The 24,331-nt window shown below is 55.8% G+C and carries 23 protein-coding genes and 1 tRNA gene; 6 read left to right on the top strand and 18 right to left on the bottom strand.

The genetic code is table 11. From position 1 onward, the window contains the following. Positions 1 to 62: 62 nt before the first annotated feature. Positions 63 to 650 (bottom strand): TM2 domain-containing protein, encoded by a 588-nt coding sequence (locus tag H9L05_RS11325; protein WP_187731097.1) that lies wholly within the window; start codon positions 648 to 650, stop codon positions 63 to 65. A gap of 119 nt (positions 651 to 769) precedes the next feature. Next, the gene (locus H9L05_RS11320; RefSeq protein ID WP_187731096.1) at positions 770 to 1,279 is read right to left on the bottom strand and encodes a gamma carbonic anhydrase family protein; all 510 of its coding nucleotides are present in this window, start codon (positions 1,277 to 1,279) and stop codon (positions 770 to 772) included. A 77-nt stretch (positions 1,280 to 1,356) separates the two neighbouring features. Between H9L05_RS11320 and H9L05_RS11315 the strand changes: the two genes are divergently transcribed. Next, a complete protein-coding gene (locus tag H9L05_RS11315) occupies positions 1,357 to 1,866 on the top strand; it encodes a hypothetical protein (RefSeq protein ID WP_187731095.1) in 510 nt (169 codons plus the stop codon). On the opposite strand, the gene H9L05_RS11310 is transcribed toward H9L05_RS11315, so the two are convergent. From H9L05_RS11310 to H9L05_RS11280, 7 genes are all read right to left on the bottom strand, one after another. Further along, positions 1,863 to 2,846: a radical SAM protein gene (locus H9L05_RS11310; protein WP_187731094.1), complete on the bottom strand. Its 984-nt coding sequence runs from the start codon at positions 2,844 to 2,846 to the stop codon at positions 1,863 to 1,865. The genes H9L05_RS11315 and H9L05_RS11310 overlap by 4 nt on opposite strands. A gap of 57 nt (positions 2,847 to 2,903) precedes the next feature. After that, on the bottom strand, positions 2,904 to 3,665 hold the full coding sequence (locus H9L05_RS11305; protein WP_187731093.1) for an endonuclease III domain-containing protein: 762 nt from the start codon (positions 3,663 to 3,665) through the stop codon (positions 2,904 to 2,906). A 119-nt stretch (positions 3,666 to 3,784) separates the two neighbouring features. Further along, positions 3,785 to 4,489 carry an OmpA family protein gene (locus H9L05_RS11300; RefSeq protein ID WP_187731092.1) on the bottom strand — a complete coding sequence of 235 codons (705 nt, stop codon included), beginning with the start codon at positions 4,487 to 4,489 and terminating at the stop codon, positions 3,785 to 3,787. 253 nt (positions 4,490 to 4,742) lie between these two features. After that, positions 4,743 to 5,060 carry a YMGG-like glycine zipper-containing protein gene (locus tag H9L05_RS11295; RefSeq protein WP_223284375.1) on the bottom strand — a complete coding sequence of 106 codons (318 nt, stop codon included), beginning with the start codon at positions 5,058 to 5,060 and terminating at the stop codon, positions 4,743 to 4,745. 182 nt (positions 5,061 to 5,242) lie between these two features. Next, positions 5,243 to 5,986, bottom strand: a complete 744-nt coding sequence (locus H9L05_RS11290; RefSeq protein ID WP_187731091.1) for an OmpA family protein — start codon at positions 5,984 to 5,986, stop codon at positions 5,243 to 5,245. 211 nt (positions 5,987 to 6,197) lie between these two features. Next, positions 6,198 to 7,106, bottom strand: coding sequence for an acetyl-CoA carboxylase, carboxyltransferase subunit beta (gene accD, locus H9L05_RS11285; RefSeq protein ID WP_187731090.1), 909 nt, complete (start codon positions 7,104 to 7,106; stop codon positions 6,198 to 6,200). A gap of 124 nt (positions 7,107 to 7,230) precedes the next feature. Beyond that, a complete protein-coding gene (locus H9L05_RS11280; protein ID WP_187731089.1) occupies positions 7,231 to 8,280 on the bottom strand; it encodes a class I fructose-bisphosphate aldolase in 1,050 nt (349 codons plus the stop codon). Between the two features lie 172 nt (positions 8,281 to 8,452). Between H9L05_RS11280 and H9L05_RS11275 the strand changes: the two genes are divergently transcribed. After that, positions 8,453 to 9,451, top strand: coding sequence for an OmpA/MotB family protein (locus H9L05_RS11275; protein WP_223284374.1), 999 nt, complete (start codon positions 8,453 to 8,455; stop codon positions 9,449 to 9,451). Between the two features lie 71 nt (positions 9,452 to 9,522). On the opposite strand, the gene H9L05_RS11270 is transcribed toward H9L05_RS11275, so the two are convergent. The 3 genes from H9L05_RS11270 to H9L05_RS11260 all read right to left on the bottom strand — a co-directional run bounded on the left by H9L05_RS11270 (position 9,523) and on the right by H9L05_RS11260 (position 14,435). Next, positions 9,523 to 12,345, bottom strand: coding sequence for a TonB-dependent receptor (locus H9L05_RS11270; RefSeq protein WP_187731087.1), 2,823 nt, complete (start codon positions 12,343 to 12,345; stop codon positions 9,523 to 9,525). Between the two features lie 428 nt (positions 12,346 to 12,773). Next, on the bottom strand, positions 12,774 to 13,292 hold the full coding sequence (locus tag H9L05_RS11265) for a hypothetical protein (RefSeq protein ID WP_187731086.1): 519 nt from the start codon (positions 13,290 to 13,292) through the stop codon (positions 12,774 to 12,776). A 3-nt stretch (positions 13,293 to 13,295) separates the two neighbouring features. Beyond that, positions 13,296 to 14,435 carry a cystathionine gamma-synthase gene (locus tag H9L05_RS11260; protein WP_187731085.1) on the bottom strand — a complete coding sequence of 380 codons (1,140 nt, stop codon included), beginning with the start codon at positions 14,433 to 14,435 and terminating at the stop codon, positions 13,296 to 13,298. 207 nt (positions 14,436 to 14,642) lie between these two features. On the opposite strand from H9L05_RS11260, the gene H9L05_RS11255 reads away from it, so the two are divergent. The 4 genes from H9L05_RS11255 (at position 14,643) to H9L05_RS11240 (ending at position 17,383) form a co-directional block, all read left to right on the top strand. Next, positions 14,643 to 15,362: a TVP38/TMEM64 family protein gene (locus H9L05_RS11255; protein WP_223284373.1), complete on the top strand. Its 720-nt coding sequence runs from the start codon at positions 14,643 to 14,645 to the stop codon at positions 15,360 to 15,362. Positions 15,363 to 15,476: 114 nt separating this feature from the next. After that, positions 15,477 to 15,550 (top strand) — tRNA-Arg (locus H9L05_RS11250). A 281-nt stretch (positions 15,551 to 15,831) separates the two neighbouring features. Continuing rightward, on the top strand, positions 15,832 to 16,848 hold the full coding sequence (locus H9L05_RS11245) for an NAD(P)/FAD-dependent oxidoreductase (protein WP_187731084.1): 1,017 nt from the start codon (positions 15,832 to 15,834) through the stop codon (positions 16,846 to 16,848). 205 nt (positions 16,849 to 17,053) lie between these two features. Next, positions 17,054 to 17,383, top strand: coding sequence for a 2Fe-2S iron-sulfur cluster-binding protein (locus H9L05_RS11240; RefSeq protein WP_084446342.1), 330 nt, complete (start codon positions 17,054 to 17,056; stop codon positions 17,381 to 17,383). A 48-nt stretch (positions 17,384 to 17,431) separates the two neighbouring features. Here H9L05_RS11240 and H9L05_RS11235 read toward each other — a convergent pair whose 3' ends face one another. The 6 genes from H9L05_RS11235 to H9L05_RS11210 form a co-directional block, all read right to left on the bottom strand. Beyond that, positions 17,432 to 17,866, bottom strand: a complete 435-nt coding sequence (locus H9L05_RS11235) for a hypothetical protein (protein WP_187731083.1) — start codon at positions 17,864 to 17,866, stop codon at positions 17,432 to 17,434. 151 nt (positions 17,867 to 18,017) lie between these two features. Continuing rightward, a complete protein-coding gene (locus H9L05_RS11230) occupies positions 18,018 to 18,440 on the bottom strand; it encodes an alpha-2-macroglobulin family protein (protein ID WP_187731082.1) in 423 nt (140 codons plus the stop codon). 17 nt (positions 18,441 to 18,457) lie between these two features. Then, complete coding sequence (locus tag H9L05_RS11225) at positions 18,458 to 19,294, bottom strand: hypothetical protein (RefSeq protein WP_187731081.1); 837 nt, start codon at positions 19,292 to 19,294, stop codon at positions 18,458 to 18,460. Next, a complete protein-coding gene (locus H9L05_RS11220; protein ID WP_187731080.1) occupies positions 19,273 to 19,866 on the bottom strand; it encodes a hypothetical protein in 594 nt (197 codons plus the stop codon). The genes H9L05_RS11225 and H9L05_RS11220 overlap by 22 nt, the downstream gene beginning before the upstream one ends. Next, positions 19,842 to 21,875, bottom strand: a complete 2,034-nt coding sequence (locus tag H9L05_RS11215; RefSeq protein ID WP_223284942.1) for an alpha-2-macroglobulin family protein — start codon at positions 21,873 to 21,875, stop codon at positions 19,842 to 19,844. The genes H9L05_RS11220 and H9L05_RS11215 overlap by 25 nt, the downstream gene beginning before the upstream one ends. After that, positions 21,872 to 24,193 (bottom strand): MG2 domain-containing protein, encoded by a 2,322-nt coding sequence (locus tag H9L05_RS11210; RefSeq protein WP_187731078.1) that lies wholly within the window; start codon positions 24,191 to 24,193, stop codon positions 21,872 to 21,874. The genes H9L05_RS11215 and H9L05_RS11210 overlap by 4 nt, the downstream gene beginning before the upstream one ends. Between the last annotated feature and the right edge of the window lie 138 nt (positions 24,194 to 24,331).

Genomic DNA, 24,331 nt, shown 5'->3' with positions numbered 1-24,331 from the left:
ATAACCAAATAAAAAAGGCCTTTCCATGGCGGAAAGGCCTTTTTTATTTAATTGAAATAAGCTTAGCTATCAAATTTCTGAGCATATTCACCATCTTTTGGCTTCAAGCTTCCAGTCAGTATACGAACAAAATCAATTATTGCCCAGATGCCAAATCCGCCGAACGTTAAAAGCTTTAGAATTCCTAGACCGGTATATCCCAAATAGAATCGGTCAACACCTAATCCACCCAAGAAAAATGAAAGAAGTGCAGCTGTTGTCTGACTTTTTCCCTCTGCAGCAACGGCTTTCTTAATCTCGGTTGATGTGCCTTTGACAGCTTGTTGCTCAACTTTGTTTTGCGCCTCAACTTTTACTGTATTATGTGCAACCTCCGTCTTAGTAGTGGCTGAAGTAGTTGCCGCAACTAGAGCTTTGGCAGCAGTTTTAGTAGAGTTAGATACTTGCCCTGGTGTAACTGCATCTGAAGAAGCCGTAATATCTGCCTCAACTACGCTATTCACCTCAGAAGTAGCTGCTTTCTCAGCAAGTTGAGTGCTGCTATGATAAGGCGAAGCACTTGGTTTAAAAGCGTAATTTGATTGACTGCATGATGACAAAGAGGCACTCGTCACTAAAGCTAATGTGATGTAGTAATAAACTTTCTTCATGTGTGAAATAAAATGAGAATGAGAAAAATGAGAGGCTAAAAGTAATTATTTAGCCATATAAACCGAAAAATTATTATATATATTTAGTTAAATATTATAATAATTTGAGTAATAGGTAGTTAAAACCAACTGGCATATAGCACGTAGTTATCCGCCGTACGGGCAAGCATGGCGCGCTGCTCCTCAGTTACGAGCTTGATTTTTCGAGCCGGAATTCCAGCGTACAGATAGCCGGGCTCGCACTGCGTATTCTCCAGCACCACCGCGCCAGCCGCCACAATGCAGCCCGCGCCCACCACCGCATTATCCATCACAATGGCCCCCATGCCAATCAGCACATCGTCTGCCACGGTGCAGCCGTGCACAATGGCTCGATGCCCGATGCTCACCCGCGCCCCAATAGTAGTTGCCGCCTTCTGGTAGGTGCAATGAACGACGGCCCCATCCTGAATATTCGTTTTGTCACCAATACGGATGCTGTTCACGTCGCCGCGCAGCACGGCATTAAACCACACCGTGCAATCCTTTCCCAGCACCACGTCGCCCACGATGGTGGCATTATCGGCTACAAAACAGTTGGGGCCCAGCTGGGGGGCAATTTCGTTAACGGGCAGAATGAGAGCAGGCATATGCAGGATGAGATGCTGAAAGGATTGACAAAGAAAGCCTAATATTAAGACCCGATTCGGCTGCTGTTCCGCTATTCATGATGCCATCTGCCAACGCTCCGGCTCTGCCATCACTTTTCACCGAACGCCAGGACTTTTGGCGGCCCTGGTGGTGGCTTACGCTGGCCATTCCGCTCGCCATAAGCCTGCTATTCTTTTTTATGGTTGATCGGATGCCGGCCCCAACGGGCTTGAAATGGCTGGTACTGATAGTGCCTTCTATCCTCACCATGGGTGTATTCGCGCTTTTGCGGCTCGAAACTCACATTGACAAAGAAGGTATTTCCTATCGTTTCTATCCGCTGAACTGGCGTCGCTTGGCCTGGGCGGAAGTAAAAAGTGCTCAGGTACGCAAATATTCGCCCTTGCGCGAATACGGCGGCTGGGGCATCCGAGGACTCTCTACTTCCAACTACGCCTACAACGTGGCAGGCTCCTACGGCTTGCAGCTGAAGCTGCACAATGGCGACCGGGTATTGTTGGGCACCCAACAGCCCGAAGCCTTGCGCCAGCTTATCGCGCAGCTACGACCTGAGCAGGTGCATTAGCGCGCCAGCATGCGCTTCCAGGTGCCTTTTGCCAGGTTGTATCGGAGCGTGCTGGGCAGGGCTTGCCAGAAATACTTACTGGTCTCAACCGCGAAGCTGGGCTGCATATAGCAGTTAATAGTGCAGCCTTCACACGCGGGCAAGCGGCCTTCCAGCGCGGCCAGCTGCTGCACCTCTCCCGATTGATACAGTTCGTACAGCTGACCGTTAATCGGAAATTTCTTCTCCCCCAGGTGGTAGCAAGGCAGCACCAGCTCATTGCTGGGCGAAATAACCAGCGTAGTGCTGGCCGCCCGACACACGGGCTTAGCTACGTGGTTGCCGCCGTCTTTGCGCAGCTGAATGAACGCTTCGTTGAGGTAAACGCCTTTGCGCCGCCCAAAAGCCGACAAATAATCCAGCTCATCGGTGGTCAGTTGTTCGCCCGTGGCCACACTGTTGTACTCAAAGGCCGGATTGATAATAAGCACCAAGCCGTTGGGCTGAGTAATGTCGCGGTACACGGCCTCCAGCTGAGCCAGGTTTTCGCGAAATACGGTAAAGAGAATATCCGGGCGTTCCCCTAGTTCTTTGGCAACTCGGATGCTTTCCAGCACAAAATCATAGCAGGCGACGCCACGTCCCTTATCATGCACTTCCTTCTCCGACGAATCAAGGGAGAAATGCAGCATATCCACTTTGCCCCGCAACCGCTCCGCGTATTTCGGATAAAGCAGGCAATTGGTAGTGAGGGTGGTGATAAAGCCCATGTCGTGAGCGAGGCCCACAAACTCATGAATCTGACGGTGCAGCAGCGGCTCCCCACCCGTGAAGTCCACCACATTTACGCCTAAGCGCTGCAAATCGCGCAGGTTTTGGGCCACATCATCTAGCTGAATATAGGGCGATGGTTTTTCCCAAATGTCGCAGAACGAGCAGCGCGCATTGCACCGGTAAGTGACATAGTAATTACACAGTACCGGATGACGAACAAGGCGCATAACGGCAAAGGTAGCTCATTTAGCCCGCTACAATTTACTCCTGTTGATGTCTATTCATCAATGCGGCAGTTTGCCCCAAGCTTCTTCCCAGTGCTTGGGCGTGGCGGCCATCGCCTCTGGTGTGGCGGGGCCGTAATGCTCCTGGTAGTAGTTACAAAAGCCCTTCAGGGGGCATTTTGGACAATCTGGTTTCAGGAACAGACAGATCTTTTGGCCATGCCAGTAATTGTGCTTGTGAAAGTTGAGCAACACTAGCGCATCGGCTGGCAATTGGGCCAATAATAGTTGGTGCGCTTTGTCGGCGGAGGCTTTGGGCGGAATCATGCCTACGCGCTGGGCAATGCGGTGCACGTGCGTATCGACGGGCAGCACGGGCTTATGAAAGTTGAAAAGCAGCACCAAAGAAGCGGTTTTCAGGCCAATACCGGGCATATCCATCAGCCAGGCCAAGCCCTTCTCCGTGGGCCAATCTGCCAGAAAGTCCAGCGTAATCTCGCCGTGCTCGGCTTTAATGCGGCGCAATATTTCCTGAATACGCGGGGCCTGGGTATCGGGCCAGCGCGTAGTCCGAACGGCGTGGGCCAACTCAGCCGTTGGCGCGGCCATCACGCCTTCCCAATCTTTGAACGCCTCCAGCATCCGGTCGTAGGCCAGCTCTTCGTCGTGGTGGGTAGTCCGATGCGATAACAGCGTGGATATGAGCTCGCGCATGGGCGAGCGGCGCGGGGCTTCCAACGTCAGCGGCGGAAAAAAATCATTCAGAATCGCATGATTCTCACGCGTTTTCTCAGCGGCTGGCGAGTCGTAGGTAGTTGGCATAGCCGGTTGTACCGGCTGGGCTTACCCGAGGTTGCGCACCCGATTCACTAACGATTCAAAAGCGCACAAAAAAGCCCCCAGAAATATTCTGGGGGCTTTTTTTAAGATATAAACCAAGCTTAGATAGTGCCGCGCTCAGCAGCCTTTTTCAGCTTTTCGTTGGCATAAATGGCTACCTCTACGCGGCGGTTAGCCGTGCGGCCAGCCTCAGTCGAGTTGTCAGCGATGGGCTGACGCGAACCGTAACCCTGGGTCTGGAAGCGCGAAGCGTCTACACCTTGGCTCTGGGCATAGTTAGCAACTGCCTGGGCCCGGCGCTGCGACAAAGGATCGTTGATGGCGTCGTTGCCGCTGGTGTCGGTGTGGCCTTCGATCAGTACGTTGGTGTCGCCGTACTTTTTCAGCGTAGCAGCCAACTCAGCGATGTTGCTCTGAGCAGTAGAAGTCAGGTTAGACGAGTTCTTAGCGAACAGGATACCGGAATCAAAGGTAATTTTGATGCCTTCGCCTACGCGCTCAACTTTGGCACCAGCCATTTCGCGCTTCAGCTCAGCAGCTTGCTTGTCCATGCGGCGGCCAATGAGGGCACCACCAGCACCACCTACAGCAGCACCGATAATAGCACCACCAGCGGTGCTGTTTTTGCCACCAAGCACGCGGCCTAATACGCCACCAGCTACGGCACCAGCACCAGCACCAATAAGACCGCCCTTAGCGGTCTTGCTCATTGGCTTCTTGGTGGTCGTGTCCTGGGCTTGGGCGAAATTACCACCTAGCAGCAACAGGGCTAGTATAAAGGCGATGTACGAACGGGAAGTTTTCATGATGTAATGTGAGGGGGTTTGTTTTGGTATTCGTTGGTGAAAGGCTGGTTTAAGGGTTTGGAATAAATTGCCTTCCATGACTGCACGAAAGGCAACCACCTTGCCAAACTCCTGCTCCTATCCTATTCACCCACAAAAAAATACCCTTACGCACTCGTAAAGGGCTTTTTATGAAGCAAATATAGTTGAGTTAATTTTCCGGAAGTTAAAAAGGCTGCCCTTGCGAAGGGCAGCCTTTTGCTGCGAGAACTTTCTAAGTGTTTGGGCTATTTTTTTTCTTGGTGTACTCGCGGTGCCGGGCCGGGTCTTTTTTCTTGTCCCGCCTTTTGCCAATCAGGGCGCCACTTACGGCGCCAGCGCCGGCACCAATAACGGCGCCTTTACCACGGTCGCCTTTACCAGCAATAATGGCACCTGCCGCCGCGCCAGTACCAGCCCCAATTGCAGCGCCCTTGCCTTTACGGCTCCAGCCTTTCTTTTCAGTCTTGGTATCGCTCTGAGCCAGGGCAGTGTTACTTCCCAAAAACAACATGGCCGCAGCCACAGCGAAATACAAACGAATGTTTTTCATGATTTTTCTCGTTAGGTGGCACGATTAAACCGGTGGTAACCAGATCTGTAAACGATAAGTATAGTCCTTAAGTTTACTCTGGGTAATCTTAGATGGAGCTACACGTAATTTATTATTTACGACACAAAAAAGGCCGTCCATGTGGACGGCCTTTTTTGTGTCGTTTAGTCGAAGCGCACTGATTACAGGCGGCCTTCCTCAGCGGCCTTCTTCATTTTCTCGTTGGCGTAGATAGCAATTTCTACCCGACGGTTAGCTTGCTTGCCGGCCTCAGTGGTATTGTCAGCAATAGGCTGCGAAGAACCGTATCCCTTGGTCTGAACGCGTGAAGCATCTACACCTTTAGAAGTAGTATAGTTGGCAACAGCCTGAGCGCGACGCTCCGAAAGGGGCTGATTGATAGCATCTGAACCACTGGCATCGGTGTGGCCTTCCACCAGAATATTGGTGTCGGGGTACTTCTGCAGCGTTTCAGCCATTTTGTCGATTTCAGTCATCGAAGCCGGACGCAGCGTAGCAGCATTGGTATCGAAGAGAATACCAGAGTCGAAAGTAATCTTAATGCCTTCGCCTACGCGCTCCACTTTGGCGTTCTGCATATCACGCTGCAATTCCTCAGCTTGCTTGTCCATACGACGGCCGATAAGTGCACCGCCCGTACCGCCTACTGCCGCGCCAATGATGGCGCCTGCTGCCGTACCCGACTTACCACCAATCACACGACCAAGTACAGCACCCGTTACGGCACCAGCGCCAGCACCAATAGCACCACCCTTCACCGTACGGCTAGTGCCGGTTTTGCGTGGGCCTGTGCCATTACCCGACGTATCAGGGCCAGTAGCCGTGCCCTGCTGCGACGTAGCGCAGGAGCCTAGAAACAGGGTAAAGGCCAGGAAGAGAGAAAGAATTGAGTTGGAGGATTTCATGAGAGAATGTACTTAGTGAAACAGAAATTAAACGTGGAATGAACGATTTCAGTGCTGCTTACTGCATTTCGACCGAAAAAGTTCGTTGAAGATATTGTTAGACCTATCAAAAACCTTGCTGAAACCAAGAGCGCACTTCTAGCAGCTAAAAAAGCCCCCAGACTGCGCTAGTACGTATCTGGGGGCTTTTTCATGGCTAGTCCGTTGAGCTTCAGGCAGTGCCAGCCGTGCGTAGGCTACGCTGCAAGGGCAGTGCCTCCACTAATACTTCGGGCGCGGGGCGCAGCATCGTCAGCAGGTCGGTAAGCTGGGCCTTGAGATTCTTACGGTCCACGATGAAGTCGAGGAAGCCGTGCTCCAGCACAAACTCAGCACTTTGGAAGTCCTTAGGCAAGTCTTTACCGATAGTTTCCTTGATAACCCGGGGGCCGGCAAAGCCAATCAGTGCGCCGGGCTCCGAAATGTTGAAGTCGCCGAGCATGGCGTAGGAGGCCGTAACGCCACCCGTGGTAGGATCGGTGAGCAGGGAAATGTACGGTATGCCTGCCTCGGAAAGCATGGCAAGCTTGGCGGAGGTTTTGGCCATCTGCATCAGGGAATAGCCCGCTTCCATCATGCGCGCACCGCCCGATTTTGAAATCATCAGGAAAGGCACACGGTGCTGGCGGGCGTAATCGATGGAGCGGGCAATCTTCTCGCCTACCACCGAGCCCATCGAGCCGCCGATAAACTTAAAATCCATGCAGGCTACCACCAGATCAAGACCATTAATCTGGCCGTGCGCCGTGCGTACGGCATCGCGCAGCCCGGTTTGCTGCTGAGTGGCTACAATGCGCTGCGGATAGCCTTTGGTATCTACGAAGTGCAGCGGGTCGGCGGAGGACAGTTCGGCATCCAGCTCCGTAAACTGATTGCCGTCGAACAATACCTCAAAATACTCGGCCGAATCGATGCGGGCGTGGTGGTTACACTTGGGGCAGGTGTATTGCAGGCGCTTGTGCTCCACCATCGGCGACACGGTTTTGCACTCCTGGCACTTGTACCACAAGCCGTCCGGTGTCTCCTTCTTATGCTCCGTCGGGGTGACGATGCCTTTCTCTACGCGCTTAAACCAAGACATATTTTTTGAATCAATTAGTAATTAATAATTAGTAATGAGCAATTTACGCCCTTTAAAAAGCGGTAAGAAATTACGAGCAGCTAAGAATAATTGCTCCTTATTAATTACTCATCACTAATTAAAATCAAGCAATTGTCACCTTGCTGTCCAGATACACATTCTGGATGGCGTTGAGCAATTGTACGCCTTCGGCGAACGGCCTTTGGAATGCCTTACGGCCCGAGATAAGTCCTTGGCCACCAGCGCGCTTATTTACAATAGCCGTTTTAACAGCCTGCTCCAGGTCGCCGGCGCCGAGGCTTTCCCCGCCGGAGTTGATCAGACCAATACGTCCCATGTAGCAGTTGGCCACCTGGTAGCGAGTCAGATCAATCGGGTTATCCGACGACAGGCTCTCGTACATGGCCTTGTGGGTTTTGCCAAACTTCAGGTCGCGGAAGCCGCCGTTGTTTTCGGGCAGCTTCTGCTTGATGATATCAGCTTGAATGGTGACGCCCAAATGGTTGGCCTGCGCAGTCAGGTCAGTAGCCACGTGGTAATCTTGGTCAGCGGTTTTGAAGGCATTGTTGCGAGTATAGCACCAGAGCACCGTAGCCATACCCAACTCATGCGCCCGCTCAAACGCTTGGCTCACTTCAATAATCTGCCGGTTCGACTCTTCTGAGCCGAAATAAATCGTAGCTCCCACGGCCGTAGCTCCCAGGTTCCAGGCTTCCTCCACCGACCCGAACATAATCTGATCGAACTTATTGGGGTACGTTAGGAGCTCGTTGTGGTTGATTTTAACCAGAAAAGGAATTTTGTGAGCATACTTGCGAGCTACCGTTCCAAAGGTACCAAAAGTAGTAGCCACCGCATTGCACCCTCCTTCCACAGCCAGTTTGATGATGTTTTCGGGGTCGAAATACATGGGGTTCGGGCCAAAAGAGGCGCCGGCCGTGTGCTCAATTCCCTGATCGACGGGCAAAATAGACATGTAGCCCGTTCCGCTCAACCGCCCATGATTATAGAGTTGACCCAGCGAGCGAAGCACCTGCGGCGTCCGATTGGATGGCACAAAGCAACGGTCCAGAAAATCGGGGCCGGGCTGGTGCAGCAAGGCTTTATCAATCGTCTTGCACTCGTGCTGAAGCAGCGCCTGCGTGTCGGCGCTGTGGTCAGAATAAGAGTCCATGCGTGGTTTCTTAGGGGAGACGGGAGCGGAAAACTACGGGGGGCAAATATAGGTCGAAAATCTCATCGCAAAGACGAATGGTTGGAAGTTGGGGTCAGGCATGGTTACCTTGCCGCGAGGGGTGCACACCGTTGAATTTGCCCCCCAGCCCTTTGCTAATCACCGTTCTATTGTGAAAAAAACTTCTACGCTCTTTCTCGGGACGCTCTGCCTGACGGCCGCCACGCTGCTGCCCGGCTGCGTTGCCTCCAAAAAATACGATGACCTGCGTGCCCGCCAAACGGCCACCGAGCAAGCCAAGGCCGACCTGGAGCGCCAGCAGCGCCAGGCCGTGGCCGAATTGAAAAAAGCCAGCGACGAGCTTGCCCAGCTTCGCCTCGACAATAAGCGCCTGGTAGCCGACTCGACCCAGACCGGCAACGTGCTGCGCAAAACCCAAAGCCTGTACGGCGAGCTGAACAGCAGCTTCGAGAAGCTGCTCAAAAACACCGACCGCGCTCTGGCCGACAAATCGGCGGACTACAGCAAAGTAGCCCAGGACCTGGCCCGCCGCGAGGCTGAGCTGGGGAAAAGTCAGACGGAAATCGATAAGCTGACCGCCGACCTGAAAACCCGCGAAGCCCGCCTGGCCGAGTTGCAGCAAGCTCTGGCTGAGAAAGACAAGGCCGTAAACGACCTGCGCGCCAAGGTGAGCAAAGCCTTGCTGAGCTTCAACGACAGCGACCTGCAAGTGCAGCTCAAGGACGGCAAAGTGTACGTGTCGCTTTCTGAGCAGCTCCTGTTCAAGTCGGGCTCTACAAAAGTGGACCCCAAAGGCCAAGATGCTCTGAAGAAATTGGCAACCGTGCTCCAGGAGCAGCGCGACGTGAACGTGGTGGTGGAAGGCCACACCGACGATGTGCCCATCAGCCGGGGCACCGCCGGTATGCAGGACAACTGGGACCTGAGCGTGCTGCGCGCCACCGAAATTGCCCGCCTGCTAACCACCAATGGCGTAACGCCGGAGCGCGTGACAGCCTCGGGCCGCTCAAAGTACGTGCCCATTGATGTAGCCAAAACTCCCGTGGCCCGCCAAAAGAACCGCCGCACCGAGATTATTCTCACGCCTAAGCTGGACGAGCTTTTCCAGATTCTGGATTCCAATACCAGCGCGCCACAGCCAGCGAAGTAGCACAAATGCATAAAAAAGCCCCCAGAACGTATCTGGGGGCTTTTTTTATTCTCTCAACCTAAAGATCGTGTTTAGTTAGTGGGTAGCGTTACGTTGAGACGCACGAAGTAATAGCCACCGTTGAAGCCAAACTGGTTAGCATTATACACGAAGCGGTTGCGGTTGGTATTGTCGAGACTGGAGTTAAAGCTTGTGGCAGGATCCACTGAGAAGTTATTGGGATTGTTGCGCGGGTGAAGGCGAAATTTGTCGGGATACACGTCGAACAGGTTGTTGGCGCCCACCATAATGCTTAGCTGGGGCAGCACCTGGGCACTTAGCGTCAGGTCGGTGATCCACTTAGCATCAAACGTTTGATCGACGAGCTCCGCGCGGGCTGGGTCGGCATCCCGGAAGTCCACCTCCCCAAAGCGTACCAGGCGCGCCTCAATACCAAAAATGCCGTAGCCGTAGTTGGCGGCCAGATTTATCTTGCTCCGAGGCTGGGCCGACTCAATGCGGGTGCGCTGCTGCCGGTCGAAAAGCGTGTTTTGCAGGTTCGTGGTACCGGTAGTTGGGTCATTGTTGATAGTGCTGGACGAGCTGTTGAAGGCCCGGACCTCCGTTTCGGTGAAGTTAGCCGCAATCGTAAAGCCAAGGCGGCTGTTTTCGCCCAGTGTCAGGCGCTCGTTGGCTACAATGTCGATACCGCGAGTCCGCGTGTCAATGGCATTCGCGAAAAACTGCACTCGGCTTACGGGTTGCGTCCCCAAAATGGCATTTACTGTAGGATTGGCGCGCACAAACTGCGAGGACAGCACAATCCGGTCGTCGATATCAATTTGGTAACCATCTACGGTCAGCGTCAGCGTTCTGCCCACGCGAGCCGTTACCCCTAAGCTATAGTTCACCGATTTCTCCTGCTTCAGGGCCTCTACCCCAAATCCTTTTTGAATGGGATCGTCGAAGCTATTGCGCACAATGGGGTTATCGTTGTTTACGGTGAGCACCTGGTTGGGCACGCCGCTCACAAACTGCGTACTGGTATTGGTGAAATAGCGCTGCTGCAAGGAAGGCGCCCGGAAGCCATTACCGAACGAGCCGCGCAACGCCAATCCTTCCAGAAAGCTGTAGCGGGCAGCAATTTGGCCACTGACATTGGAGCCAAAGTCGCTGTAGTTTTCGGCGCGGCCAGCCAGCCGCACCAACAAGTCTTCCGTGATGTCGCTTTCCAGGTCAATGTAGCCCGCTACGTTATTGCGGTCCTTATCTACTTCATCTGAGGGCTGGTAGCCGGGAAATACCTGCGCTCCTGAGGCTGTAGGCGTAGTACCGATTAAGCGGCCTCCGTTGGTGTAAGAATTCAGCTCACCGGCCGAAATCTCAAAATTATCAACGCGAAACTCACCACCGAAGGCCACGTTCAGCGTAGCCAGGGAACCGAGGTTTGTGAACTTGCGCGAGAAGCCCAGGTTGGTGGTATTCTGACTGAAGTTCAGCGTACCCGCGTAGAATTCGGTCTGATTGCGAATACCCGGACCCTGGGGCAGCGAGGCATTGACGGTGTTCATGATATCAAAGCGCAGTTCGTTGCGGCCATAGGTATTGCTCAGATCGGCGGTGAAGCCAGCAATGTTCGCGCGCAGCCCCGTGATGGCCGACTGGTCGTTGATAGTCGTGTTAATGAAAGGCAGGAAACCGTCGGGGAAGATAGTCAGGTCGCTCTGGGTGGGCTGGTTGGGCAAGCGGTAGAAGCCAGCCGCCTTACCCGTACGGTGCGTGACGCCACCCGATACATACGCCTCCAAATTGCCCCCCAGCCTATACGCCGCATTCACGAAGCCTCCATAATTGCGCGCCTCTGAGTTGCCCACACGCATATTTTTACGGTTGAAGCCCCGTTCGGCCACGATGGCGTCATCCTGCTCCTTGAGGGCGCGGCGCTCTGCCTCCGTATCAGCGGCCGCACCGCCGGGATAATTGCCACTATTACCCCCCAGATACATCAGCGGAGCCGTATCCTCAAACGTACGGTTGGTGTAGCCTCTGTTCAGAAACTGCCCGCTGACATCCAGAAAGCCACGTCCTCCCAGCCCGATGCCCACGTTAGCGTCGGCCTGAAACACCGCACCATCGCCCTCATAGTGCTGGCCGCCGGTTGCGCTGGCTGTCACGCCGGTCGAATCGTCTTTCAGCTGAATATTGATAACACCGGCAATGGCGTCGGAGCCGTACTGGGCCGCCGCTCCCTCGCGTAGCACCTCAATGCGCTTGATGGAAGCCAGCGGAATCACGTTCAGGTCGGTACCCACCGAGCCGCGACCTACCGTGCCGTTAATATTTACCAGGGCCGACGTATGGCGGCGCTTACCGTTCACGAGCACCAATACCTGGTCGGGGCCGAGGCCGCGCAAGCTGGCCGGATCTACGTGGTCGGTTCCATCCGAAATAGCTTGCCGGGAAGATTGAAACGACGGTGCCGCATAGGTAAGCACCTGAGAAATCTCCGTCTGAGCAAACGCCTTGATTTCACGGGCCGAAATGACATCAACAGGGGCCGTAGTCAGGATATTGGAGCGCCCCTCTGAAGCCCGAGAACCCGTAATTACGACTTCATTGAGGTCAGTGGTGGCGTCCTGCATCCGCACATCAATGCTGGTGCGACCGTTTACGTTGATTTGCTGGGTAGCCGAGCCAATAGCTGAGAAAACGAGCACCGCGTCGGAAGGCACCTGAATGCGGTAGCTGCCGTCGTTGTCGGTGCTGGTACCATTGGTGGTGCCTTTTTGCAGCACGGTCACGCCCGGCTGGGCTGAACCGTTGCCACCCAGCACGCGGCCGGTCACAGCGATATTCTGGGCCCAAGCCGGCACTAATATTAGCACTAACACCAGAAAAAGTAGTAGTTGTTTCATACAAAAAAGAAGGGTTTGGAAAGAATGGAGCTGAATCGGCTAACAATCACGACAGTGGCGTATCCCACAGTCGGACAAGCGGCAAAAGTGCGCCTGCACTGCGTACTTGGTATCCAGAAAGAATTAAGTGTCAGCTTAGAGTAAAATCAGCAACAACAACACGTGTCGGCCACCACGGCGAGCAAAGCGTAAGTTATTGGTGAGAAAGAAGGCATTATTTCGAAAGCGAAACTGCGTAAGCGACTGAGAGAATAGAATTCTTTCCCTAGTATACAGGATTTGTTTTATATATATCGAATGTTCAATAGCATCACACAGAAAAAAGCCCCCAGAATATTCTGGGGGCTTTTTTCTGTGTGATGCCGCTTTTTTTATTGGTTCTTCAAGACTCTCAGTACGATAGGTTAAGACATTCCAGAAACAACTACCTACCAGACTACTTTCAGCGCATCTTCCATTTTGGTAAACGCGCCGAATTTTACCTTCGCCTTTTCATAGCGCAAGTCGCAACAGGGAACGACCCGCGCGGCTTCCTCCACGATACGAAAGGCGCTTTTAGCCGGCATCATCTCCGCGCCGATAAATTCGGCCGGATACGCAACACCACTTCCGTAAGCCGGAATAACATAAGTCCCTATCAGCTTCCAATCAGTGCCTGTCTTCGCTGCCCTAATTTTCATTTCTCCGGCCCGGGAGGTAGCAGGCAATACTACCTTGGTCGTCAGGAGGCCTTTGTTCCGGTCTAGCGTATCCAGTATGAAACCTCTTTGCAACAGATGCTGGCTTAACTGGCTCAAAACAGAGTCTGTCGGCATCGAAGAGGAAGCCCAAATAATGTTGCTGCCCTTAAAAGGCGCCGTGGGCAACTGCTGGGCCTGAGCCGAATGCAGCAGTCCAACAACCATACTTGCTCCTGATAATAAACCAGTTAGCTTCCGCTTGATCATCTGCTACCCAATGGCCTGACGCAAATCTTCGATCAGATCCTCGATATCCTCAATACCTACGCTGAGGCGAATGAGGGAATCAGAAAGCCCGGCTTTGCGGCGCTCCTCAGCCGGAATGCTGGCGTGGGTCATGGTGGCGGGGTGGCCGCAGAGGCTCTCTACGCCGCCCAGGCTCTCGGCCAGAGCAAACAGCTCCAGCTTCTCGAGCACGGCTATAGCGTCTTCCTTGCGGTCGCCCTGAAGCACGAAGCTGATCATGCCACCAAAGTCGTTCATTTGCTTGGCCGCAATATCGTGGTTCGGATGATCGGTGAAGCCAGGCCAGTACACCTTCTCCACTTTCGGGTGCGCCTTCAGGAACTCCGCGACGGCGCGGCCGTTTTCGCAGTGGCGCTGCATGCGGATATGCAATGTTTTGATGCCGCGCAACAACAGGAAGCAATCCTGAGGGCCGGGCGTGCCGCCGCAGGCATTTTGCAGGAAGCGCAGACGCTCATGCAGCTCGTCGTCTTTCACGATGATGGCACCCATTACCACGTCGGAGTGGCCGCCCATATACTTGGTGAGCGAGTGCATTACCATATCGGCGCCCAAATCGAGCGGCGTTTGCAGATAAGGCGTAGCGAACGTGTTATCCACTACCAGCAGGGCGCCGGCTTCTTTGGCTACGGCGGCGGCGGCGGCAATATCAATCACGTTCAGCAGCGGATTGGTAGGCGTTTCCACCCAAATCAGCTTTGTGCGCTCGGTTACTTTCTCACGCACGGCAGCCATATCATGCATGGGCACGAAATGGAATTTGATGCCCAGGGGGGCAAATACTTTGGTGAAAATACGGTAGCTGCCGCCATACAGGTCATTGGTCGAAATTACCTCGTCGCCGGGCTGAAGCAGCTTCACAATGGCGTCGGTTGCAGCCATGCCGGAGGCGAATGCCAAGCCGTGCTGCCCGTTTTCGAGGGCTGCCAGCGAATCCTGGAGCTGAGTGCGGGTAGGATTATGGGTGCGTGAATACTCATAGCCGCGGTGGTCGCCGGGCGAGCGCTGCACGTATGTAGAAGTCTGATAGATAGGCGTCATGATGGCCCCGGTCTCTGGATCGGGATGTACGCCGGCGTGGATAGTCTTGGTGCCGAATTTCATAGAAGAAGCGAATCGAAAAGGTAGAGGTTAGGAGGTGGGGCAAGAGAGGCCAAAGGTAGAATGTCGCGCGCGATTATTTTTTGGTAGACACCAGCTCCCGGAATGGCTTCTACTGCCAACGGCTTCCTCGGCGCGTAGCCTTTGCTGAGCAGTTTACGTTCTACCTTCGGGCCGGCTACGCACAGTCGGCCCGATTTTTTGCTGCTTATGTCTGTACTCAAAGAGCTTTTCCAAAAAAACGCGTCTACGCTAGTCTCCATGTTTTTGCTGGTGGCCTTGCCGGTGCTGGGTAGCTCTTCGCTCACTTTCCTGCTTTATCGCAATCAGGAACTGCTGCTGCAGCTCACACCCGCCCAGACTGCTCTTTATTTCGTGGTCATAGCCTTCACAATGGCCTTTGCCTTCACGCCCACCACGTTTGTGGCGCTGGTAACGGGGTTTTATTTTAGCTGGGCTGGGCTGCCGGGTATGGTGGTCGCGTATGCGCTGGCCGCATTGGTAGGCTACCAGATAGCGACCTCTCTCGATCATGGCCGCATGCTCAGCTTCCTGCGCCACTTCCCGAAGGCCGACGCCGTGATGCGGGAGCTGAAAACTGAAAGCTGGCAACTCATCATTCTCACCCGCATCTCGCCGGTACTGCCCTTTGCCCTCATGACCTTCGTGCTGGCCGTGATGCGCATCGACCGGCGCAAGTTTCTGCTGGCCTCAGTGGTTGGAATGCTGCCGCGCAGCCTGTTTTTCTATTGGCTGGGCACCAAAGCGCAGGATGTTATTAGCCTCGTCAGCGACCCCGACACGGGTACGGCGGGCAAGCTGCTGGTAATTGGGCTGATCATCGTATCGGTTTTTGGGCTTTATTACCTCTTCAACCGTGCTTTGAAGCGAGCCCTGAACCGTGGCACCGAAAAAACCGTTGAAAAATAAAATCTGACTCTCAGCTATTTGCGCGTTTTCTGGCAAAATTTTAAGCTAAAAATGCCCCCGGCTTGGACGTCTGAAATTTTAGCGACTATCTTTGCGCTCCCCAAGCGGGATAATGGTTGTGTAGCTCAACTGGATAGAGCACCTGACTACGAATCAGGAGGTTTAAGGTTCGACTCCTTACACGACCACGAAAAAGCCCCCAGCACATGCTGGGGGGCTTTTTTTATGTTAATTTGACTCGGTAGTTAGACACAGTAAAGCCATGTGGCCCGATAGGTAACTACCAGAGTCCCGTACATTTTGCCGCCGAATACCAAAAACGCGGCGGGCTGAACTTATCTTTGCACCCGCAATGCCTACGCTTGGCAACCGCTCATCATTCGTGGGGCGGGCCCAACGATTTGGGGGCTTTGTTTGTTATTCAGGCGGCTTAGGGCCGTTTGTTTGTTTTTCGCTGATTCTTGATTGCATGCTGAATACTATTTCGACCGATATCTGTATTATCGGAGCTGGCCCGGTGGGGCTGTTTGCGGTGTTTGAGGCTGGGTTGTTGAAGTTGCGCTGCCACGTGGTGGATGCGCTGCCCGCCGTAGGAGGTCAATTGACCGAGATTTATCCCAAAAAGCCTATCTACGACATTCCCGGCTTTCCTGAGGTGCTGGCCGGCGACTTGGTGCGCAACCTGATGCGCCAGATTGAGCCTTTCCACCCCACTTTTACGCTGGGCGAGCGGGTAGAGCGCTTCGCGAAGCTCGACGACGGCTCGTTTCAGCTGTTCACTACTGATGGAACGGAGGTGCTGTGCAAGGCCGTAGCTATTGCCGGCGGCTTGGGCTCGTTTGAGCCCCGTAAACCGGCTATCGATGAGCTGGAGCGCTTTGAGCAGGGCCGCGGCGTGTACTACATGGTGCGCGACCCCGAAACCTTCCGCGATAAGCGCATCGTGATTGCCGGCGGCGGCGACTCAGCGCTCGACTGGACTATTTTCCTGGCTGATATTGCCAAAGAAGTAACGCTCGTGCACCGCGGCACCACCTTCCGCGGGGCGGCCGACTCAGCGGAGAAGGTGAAAAACCTGCACGAAGCCGGCCGCGCGCGCCTTGTGCTGTCGTCTAACGTGACGCATGTGCATGGCATCGATAATCTGGAGGCCGTTACCATCACCGCCAACGACGGTACTACCGAGAGCCTGCCCGTGGATGCATTTATTCCGCTGTTTGGCCTTACGCCAAAGCTTGGCCCTATTGGTGAATGGAACCTGGGCCTAGACAACGATGCGGTGCAGGTAGATACGCTGGACTACTCGACCTCCGTGCCGGGCGTGTACGCCATCGGTGATATCAACACGTATCCAGGCAAGCTGAAGCTGATTCTGTGCGGTTTTCATGAGGCCGCGCTAATGGCACAGGGCGCTTACAAGTACATGTTCCCGGACAAGAAATACGTGCTTAAGTATACGACCGTAAACGGGGTGCCTACTATGTAAACGGGGCTTGATTGCTATCCTTATCTGACGTACCGAAGGAAAGACCTACTCGCGTGAAAGCTAGCCGTTTGTGCGCTTGTTGTTCTGGTGTGAGCAGGTCTTTTCTTTGTAAGGATGACAACGATTTTTTGATAGGGCACCGATTTTAATTGATAAGTTTGGTACTCCGACTACTGATTACCACCAACCAAGGACTCCCAACTAAATGACTGACGCTACCGAAGTTCGAGTGTACGTGGAGGAGGCGCCCGGCCAGCGGCGCGAGATAGAGGCGCCTACCGATATGAGCCTCAGCCTGATGGAAGTACTCAAGGCCAGCGGCTACGATATTCAAGCAACCTGCGGCGGCATGGCCCTGTGTGCTACCTGCCACGTAGAAGTACTCGCCGGCCCCGCTCTTGATGAGCCTGGCGACGAAGAAATGTACATGCTCGAAACACTGCCCGTACTTAGCCCCGGTAGTCGCCTTTCCTGCCAGATCCGCATTACGCCCCGCCTCGATGGCTTGGTAGTGCGTTTGATGCCCATTATCTAAGCACTGCTTTGCTACATTCACAGAGCAATCATAAAAAAGCCCCCAGAACTATTCTGGGGGCTTTTTTATGGTCAGCTTACAGCAATGGCTAGCGACGGCGACGGGTTGACTTCCTAGTAGCTGGCTCCGGCTTGCGGTCGGCAGTGGAGAAGATAACGTGCGGCTCGGCGGCGGTGGGCTGGGGGCTTTTTTGGTTTCCTCAGCGGCGTTGGCTTCGGCCGCTGCTACACCTTGAGCGGTAATGTCGGCGGACGCTTGTTTGGCTTCCTGCAAGGTCAGGGCAGCTTGTTTGCGACGCACGGGCATCAGCAGATCCCGCTCGACGCGCTCCCGGGCGGAAAGCTTTTCCTCACCGGGCAAAGCCGGCGTAACGGGTACTGTAAAGTGACCAGAAGACTTCGGAAGTTGGGTTGTTTTCTTGCCTTGGGCAAGCACCGGCGCACCGCACAAAAGCAGGCCGGCAAGCACATATATTTTACGCATCAGCATAGCTTTAAAAAGGGCTAAGAGGACGCAAAAGTACAGCCTAAATGGTGCCCAGACAAGACTGCATATGCTTTAACTCACTGGAAACAGCCTTTCAGTACTGTCGAGCCCGTTTTTGAGGCTAAAAAAACTTGGCTAACTAAGGAGCTTAGTTGCTCCCAATCTGAAGCCTTTGACCCGCCGAATGGCTCGTAAATTCGGAGGCGTAGAGGCACTGAATCTGGCTTAGGCCACCCGAAAAATCACCGCTTTGGGCCGCTCGCAAGCGGTACTCAAACACGTGGGTTCCCTTGGGTAATTCACCCATAAAAAAGTTGGTAGCCGCATCGCGCGGACTCTCGTAGTAGCCCAGCCCGCCCTGGTAGCGGTAGCCCGACACCTGGCTGATCAGCTCCAAGCCAGCGGCCCGTTGGTCCTTCAAATGCACGTACTCCAGGGTGCGGTCGGTGCGCAGCGTCAGGCGGACTACCAGTACCTCCCCTACCCGCAGCGGCTTGGCCGGCGTGAGCGGTTCCAACACGGGGCCGGCCGCCGTGCGCCGCTCCCGAAACAGCTGACGCTGAAGCTGCAAAGGCGTGGCGGCGGGCGTTATTTTATCCAGCTGCTCAAAGTATTGCCAATAAATTGCCCCCAGGCTACGCCAGCGTCGGTCTTTTTGACGGTCACCTTCCCTTGAGCGGGCTTGATGCTGGCGGCGGGGAAAGTGATTTTGAAATAGCCGGTGCCGGCTTGCTGGGTGGTGGGCTGCACTGGCGCGCCGCCTACCGTCACTTGAATGGGCTGGGCGGGCTGTAGCCAGTCGGAGCCGCGCAGGAGCAGGGCGTAGCAGGCGTCGGCGGTGGCGCGGGTGCTTTCCCAGCTCTGGGTTTGCTTTTGCTTGAGCAGCCAGAGCTTCATCTCATCCACTGCTTTCTGGTCGTTCTGTACTTCGTCGTAGGCCTCGATGAGCGTGGCCTGGGTTTCGGTGGGCGCCTCTCGCCAGTAATAGCCGCCGCGCACGTCTTTCCAGTACATGCCTAGCTCCGGGGAGTGCAGGGCATTTTCGGTAAGGGCTTGCAGAATGCTGCGCACGGCGGTGGGGGCCGTTTTGCCGCGGTGCAGGGCCAGCGCCGTTTGGGCTTGCAGGTAGCGGGTTTGGGCAGGCCAATACGTGGCCGCTTGCTGCTGATAATACACATAGGCAGATTGCGCCGACTTCGCTACGGCCTGAGTGGGCCAGAAGCTGCGGGCGTACAGGGCCTGAATGTGCAGGTCGGCGAGGTGGTTTTGCTTCAGGTCAACTTTGGGCTGCTTGCGCAGGGCATCGTAGTCGCGCTGTAGTTGCTCATCGAGGTAGCGCAGGGCATTGCGCAGAATTTGCCCCCCATCCTCGTTTTTGCTGGCATCGAAAGCGCCCAGCTTGGCTAATTTGCCAAATCCGGCCACGATGAGCTGGGTGATGTAGCGGTCGTCGGCATCTTCTCAAACCACGGGAAGGCGCCGTTGGGCTTTTGCATCTGGGCTAGCTTGGCGAGGGCGCGGGTGGTTTCCGCTTGCAGACGGGGCTCGTCGAACAGCTCCGTGAGGCGGCGCATACGCTCCGTTTCCGACTTGGCATCGCGCACCCAGGGCGTTTCCTGGAGCAGCAGGTTCTTCAGCTCTTGGTTTTGCTCCAGCTTGCTGGTCAGTGCCGTTTTGTCGCCGGCCTGGGCGGCGCGCTTCCATTCGTTCAGGGTCGTTTTGAGGCGCGGATTGCTTTGCAGGATTTTGGCCGCCAGCAGGTTAGCATACAGCCGACTAAAGATTTGCTCCGAGCACTCGTACGGGTACTCCATCAGATACGGCAAGGCCTGCACGGCGTACCAGGCCGGATTCTGGGTCATTTCCAGCGTCAGCGAGTAGTTGCGGCGCGTGGGTGAGGTGGTGCTGGTCAGCTTTTTCAGCTCAAACTCCCGCGTAGCCGGCCCCACAATTGGCAGCGGCAGGCTTTCCGTCACGAGCAGTCGGTTGGGTAGCACGGGCAGCGTATTTTCCTCCCCATCGGAGTACACAGCGGCCTGGGGCGCTTTTTTGGCTTTGCGCTTAGCCTGTTTCGGGCAGTGGTTTGGGCCACCACGCGGTAGGTGATGGCCTCCAAGGGCACTTGACCTTCAGCGGTTTCCGGGATGGCGAGGTTCCAGGCGAGGGCGCTGCTTTGGTTGGCTTTCAAGTCAAACGGGAGGTTTGCGGCGCTTTTGAGAATGGTGCCTTCCAAAGGCTGCTGGGTGCGGGCATCAAGCAAAAACAGCTGGGCCGTGCCCTGCATGGGCTGATCGGTGAGGTTGCTGAGCTTGGCGGTGAGGCGCAGCTGGTCGCCTTCGCGGAAGAAGCGCGGGGCGTTGGGCGTTACTTGAAGCTGCTTTTGCGTCACCAGTTCCCGGCGCAGCAGGTCGCTGTGCAGCTGCTGGTCGTGGGCCAGAGCCAGGAGTTGCCAGCGCGTTACGGCCTCGGGCATCTGGAATTCCAGCACGGTTTCGCCTTGGGCATTGGTGCGGAGTTCGGGCATCCAGAAGGCCGTTTCGCGGAAGTCTTTGCGGGCTTGAACTCCAGATAGATTGGCTGGTTTATCCCTTAGCTCATCCATATCTGGAAGGTCGTCTGACATTCCAGGCGCAGGTGGAGCACTTGGTGGAGGTGGCGGTGGCGGTACGCGCATCTTTGCCATGTTAGAACTGCTGCGCTGGGCGACCACAACTTCATCAGCAGCCATACCGGCTAAATCGGTGTTTCCCTTTACACTTTCAACCATCATATAAACTTTGTCCCCATCTTCTCCATCGAAGCCCCACATATTGATATGTGGATAAGCAATGTCACGCACATTTGGACCAGCCACGGTCTGATTCATCAACTCATTTGACTCCTGCGTGTCAAACCGGCCCTGCCAAGCCAATGCGGCCGGATGATAGGGCTTCGGAAACTCCAGCTCCCGAAACGAATGTGGGCGAAACGCGTCCAGCGACTGGTCGTACAGCGTGGCGAGCAGCTCCGCGTCGGCTGGCTTTCCGTCGGTTTGCCGAATGGTGACGCGCCAGGTTTCGCGCTGGCCGGGTTGGAGCTTGTCGCGGAAGGTGGCGATGCTGAGCACCAGTGGCGCGGGTGGCGTGGCTACCTGCACCGGCGCCGTGTGGGTATAGAGGCGGTTGTCGCGCACTTGGGTGGTGTGCACGTACAGCTGGGTTTCGCCGAGGCTGGCGGGCACCGGAATCTCAATGAGGCGCTGTTCGCCGGCCGCCAGCGTGAGCCATTCGCGGCGCAGGCTCTCACCCTTGGCTTCCGCTTCCAGCAGCACGCGCGCACCCGCCTCTGAGCTACCTACCAAAAAACGAGCTGGTTGGCCGGGCGCCACACTATCCTGAAGCGCGACAAACCAATCGGGCGCCGGCACGGGCAGCGTTTTGGCTGAGGGCGCATACAGGGTAAACCGCCGCTCCGTTTTGGCTGGCTGAGCGGTAGCATCCGTCGAAGCGGTAGCTTCCAGCAGGTAGCGGCCGGGCGCCTGCTGGGCTAAAGGAGTAGCTAGCAGCGGCAAGAGCGTCGATTTTTCGGTGTCAAAATCCTGGGTGAGCACCAGCGTGCGGGCCCACGTGCTGTCGTTGTCTTCCCGGGCGTAAGCATCGAGCGGGAACAGGCGCTTGAATTCTTCCGGGCTTAAAGCTTCGCGCTCGGGTCGCTCCCACGTGCGGGGGCGCAAGGCGCGAGCGGGCGGCGTGAGGCGGTAGAGGCGCAGCGTGCCGCGGGCAGGCTGGGCTTCGCCCGTGGCGTTGGTGCTGAATAGCCGCACGGGCGGCATTTTTTCGCGGTTCAGCAGCTCGGGCAGTTCCAGGCGCAAGGTGAGGGCTTCCTTCCCGATGCTCACTTGCTGCTGGCCGGTGCGGGTTTCGCCGGCCGCATCGGTCACGTCGGCGGTTACCTCGAACACGTAGCCGGGCTCCCAGGGGCCGCGCTTCTGCTGGCTGGCGTCCTCCCCTTTCGCGATGAACTTCACCAAAAAGCCCCCACGGAGTCGGTTTGGGCGGTGCCGCTCAGGATTTCCATTTCGGGCCGACTGCCGCCAATGCCCCGCCCAAACATAGGCCATAGAGTGCGGCGCGTAACGCGGTAGCTCACGGCGGCGCCGTCTATGGGCTGGCCGGCATAGGCTGTGGCTTTGCCGCGCATGGTTACTTCCTGCCCCAGCACCGACGTGCCCTTCACCGGCTCAAACGTGACCTGAAACGTGGGCCGCTTGTAATCTTCCACGGCAAAGCTGACGCTGCCATAGTCGGTTCGCAGACTCATCTCGCCATTTAGCAAGCCCGTAGGCAGCACGATGGAGCCGTGAAACGAGCCGAACGCGGACGTGGTGAAGGGGAGCGTTTGTACGGTTTGCCCATTCACATCCTGGAGCCGCACCGACACCGCCTGCTTGGTTAGCAAACGGGCTTTGCCAGCCAGGCTTTCGGTCAGAATACCTTTGAAATACAGCGTTTGGCCGGGCCGATAGATGGCGCGGTCGGTGTACAGAAACGTCTGCCGCTGAGGCTGCTCCGGCTCGGCGTTGCGACTGCGTCGGGGGAAGTAGTAGCCACTTTCCGCTACCAGCAGTGAGTCGCGGCCTTTGGTAAGTAAAATGCCCCCCAGCTGGCTGTTTTCGCCCGTTTTGCTTCCAAGCTCTATTCGCGTCAGACCTTCGGCCGAGGTAGTAAGCGCAGCTCCCCGGCGACGCTTGTACTCGCGGCTCGGTTGGTCGTAGTATTGAAAGAACGGCACTACCTGCACGCCAGCCAATGCTTGCCCATTTTGGCGGTGCATTACCAGCACATCTGGTCCTTCCTGCGTGCTAGCGTTCCGCCGAAGTTGGCTTAACTCACTCACACTCAGCTCCGCGAATACTGTCGTGACTCCGGCGCGCTTTTGGGTAGGATTGTCGGCCGCCGTGCTTAGTACGATAAGATAGCGCCCCAGCGGCAGCGCTGGCCCGGCATATTGTATAGAGTGACTTTCGTAGTCAGTGGGACCAGACGGGGTGAGCGTCCAGGCCGCTACCGGCGCGGCGCTTAAGGCATGAGCATAGATTTTCTGCCATTCCTGATTCTGATCCATTTCCGGCCGCTCCTGCCGACGGCTAGCGAAAGCAATGCTCACCCGATACGCTTTTGCATAAAGCGTAAGCGCGTTGCGCGCGTTCAGCTTCAGCAGCCACGGCTGATTCGGCAGAATCACCTCTTCCGCGGTGAAGGCTACTTCTACAGCCTCAATCTTTCGCCGGAGCGCTAAGGCTTTTTGCCCCCCAAGAGACTTTGGAAACCGCTTCTCAGCTTCCAGAGCTATTTCCCGGGCTTTCGCTGGCTGATCTTCTTCCAAGCTCTCGGCCTGCACGGCCAAAAACCTGGTGGATATAGGCAGGGCCTTGAACAGCTCCGCGCCGCGGGCCAAGGCGGCTTGGTATAGCTCGTCTTTATCGGCTAGTTCCGCGTGCTCATGCACGAAGCGCAGCCGTTCCAGCTCCACATCGGCCAGGGCGGCTGGGTTATTGGCTTGCAGACGAAAAGCGGTGAGCTGCTGCAGGAGCTGGAGGGCATGAAACTGCCCGTTCAGTGTATCGGCGGCCGGGGCAGTTAGCTTTAGGCGAGCAAACTCGGCGGCGGGGCCAAACAGCGCTTTATCCTGCAGCTCGAACTGCTGGGCCGGCGTTGTAACATAGAACTCATCGTTTTCCAGATCCGAAACGGCTCGGTGAGTCAGCAAATCGTAGAGCGTGGGGCGCAGCGCCTGGCCTTCGGCATCGCCCACGCGCACGGCGTAGCCCAGTTCTTTCAGCGTGAGCTGTTGCAGGCGCTGCGGCTCTTCGGCTACGGAAGCGCGGTAGTGGCGCACCACGGCGCTGCCCAGGCGAGCGGCATCCCAGGTACGAATATCGGCTGAGTCGGGGGTGGCCTGGGTGGTGCGGTCGTAGAGTTGGTAGCGGTGCTCGTCGTAGTACCGGGCGTACAGCTGAGCCAGCAGACTATGCAGAATGGGCCGGGCCGGAAATTTGGCCGTTTTCAGGTCGGCTTCCACCAGCGCAATGGCCTTTTCCTGAGCGTCTTCCTCCTTTTCTTCCAGCAGGCGCAGCTTATACAGCACGGCCCGCAGATACTCCGGCGTATCCTGGCGCTGGCGGGCCTGGCGGTAAATCTCATCCACGAGCTTAGCCGCCGAGGCCGTCTGGTCTTTGGCTAACAACGCGTCAATCTGCCGCCACTTTTTCGGGTCGGGCGCCGAGGGAGAAGTAGGGCTAATCATGACCAATAACAGCAGGCAAAACAGACCAAGGAAACGCATATAGAGCGAAGTAAAAGAAAGCGGCGAGGCAAGTTGACAAAAACCAGATGCACAAGCCGCCTCAATTCCATAAAGCAAGCCCAGAATTTTATTAAAAATGCGTCTGTGAGCTGCTTCATCACGAAAATAGCTCGGCCC

The sequence above is a fragment of the Hymenobacter qilianensis genome, from assembly GCF_014489555.1.
Lineage (GTDB): Bacteria > Bacteroidota > Bacteroidia > Cytophagales > Hymenobacteraceae > Hymenobacter > Hymenobacter qilianensis.
The sequence above is the reverse complement of the archived record's forward strand: the minus strand, read 5'-3'. Positions and strand labels throughout refer to the sequence as shown.

Bases quoted from the DNA above. Each gene is read 5' to 3' on its own strand.
- H9L05_RS11255 (WP_223284373.1), top strand. From the start codon at position 14,643: ATGTCTGTACTCAAAGAGCTTTTCCAAAAAAACGCGTCTACGCTAGTC.
- H9L05_RS11290 (WP_187731091.1), bottom strand. From the start codon at position 5,986: ATGAAATCCTCCAACTCAATTCTTTCTCTCTTCCTGGCCTTTACCCTG.
- H9L05_RS11265 (WP_187731086.1), bottom strand. From the start codon at position 13,292: ATGATCAAGCGGAAGCTAACTGGTTTATTATCAGGAGCAAGTATGGTT.
- H9L05_RS11260 (WP_187731085.1), bottom strand. From the start codon at position 14,435: ATGAAATTCGGCACCAAGACTATCCACGCCGGCGTACATCCCGATCCA.
- H9L05_RS11295 (WP_223284375.1), bottom strand. From the start codon at position 5,060: ATGAAAAACATTCGTTTGTATTTCGCTGTGGCTGCGGCCATGTTGTTT.
- H9L05_RS11305 (WP_187731093.1), bottom strand. From the start codon at position 3,665: ATGCCAACTACCTACGACTCGCCAGCCGCTGAGAAAACGCGTGAGAAT.
- H9L05_RS11240 (WP_084446342.1), top strand. From the start codon at position 17,054: ATGACTGACGCTACCGAAGTTCGAGTGTACGTGGAGGAGGCGCCCGGC.
- H9L05_RS11320 (WP_187731096.1), bottom strand. From the start codon at position 1,279: ATGCCTGCTCTCATTCTGCCCGTTAACGAAATTGCCCCCCAGCTGGGC.
- H9L05_RS11280 (WP_187731089.1), bottom strand. From the start codon at position 8,280: ATGGACTCTTATTCTGACCACAGCGCCGACACGCAGGCGCTGCTTCAG.
- H9L05_RS11245 (WP_187731084.1), top strand. From the start codon at position 15,832: ATGCTGAATACTATTTCGACCGATATCTGTATTATCGGAGCTGGCCCG.
- H9L05_RS11315 (WP_187731095.1), top strand. From the start codon at position 1,357: ATGATGCCATCTGCCAACGCTCCGGCTCTGCCATCACTTTTCACCGAA.
- H9L05_RS11270 (WP_187731087.1), bottom strand. From the start codon at position 12,345: ATGAAACAACTACTACTTTTTCTGGTGTTAGTGCTAATATTAGTGCCG.
- H9L05_RS11235 (WP_187731083.1), bottom strand. From the start codon at position 17,866: ATGCGTAAAATATATGTGCTTGCCGGCCTGCTTTTGTGCGGTGCGCCG.
- H9L05_RS11310 (WP_187731094.1), bottom strand. From the start codon at position 2,846: ATGCGCCTTGTTCGTCATCCGGTACTGTGTAATTACTATGTCACTTAC.
- H9L05_RS11300 (WP_187731092.1), bottom strand. From the start codon at position 4,489: ATGAAAACTTCCCGTTCGTACATCGCCTTTATACTAGCCCTGTTGCTG.
- H9L05_RS11210 (WP_187731078.1), bottom strand. From the start codon at position 24,193: ATGCGTTTCCTTGGTCTGTTTTGCCTGCTGTTATTGGTCATGATTAGC.
- accD (WP_187731090.1), bottom strand. From the start codon at position 7,106: ATGTCTTGGTTTAAGCGCGTAGAGAAAGGCATCGTCACCCCGACGGAG.
- H9L05_RS11325 (WP_187731097.1), bottom strand. From the start codon at position 650: ATGAAGAAAGTTTATTACTACATCACATTAGCTTTAGTGACGAGTGCC.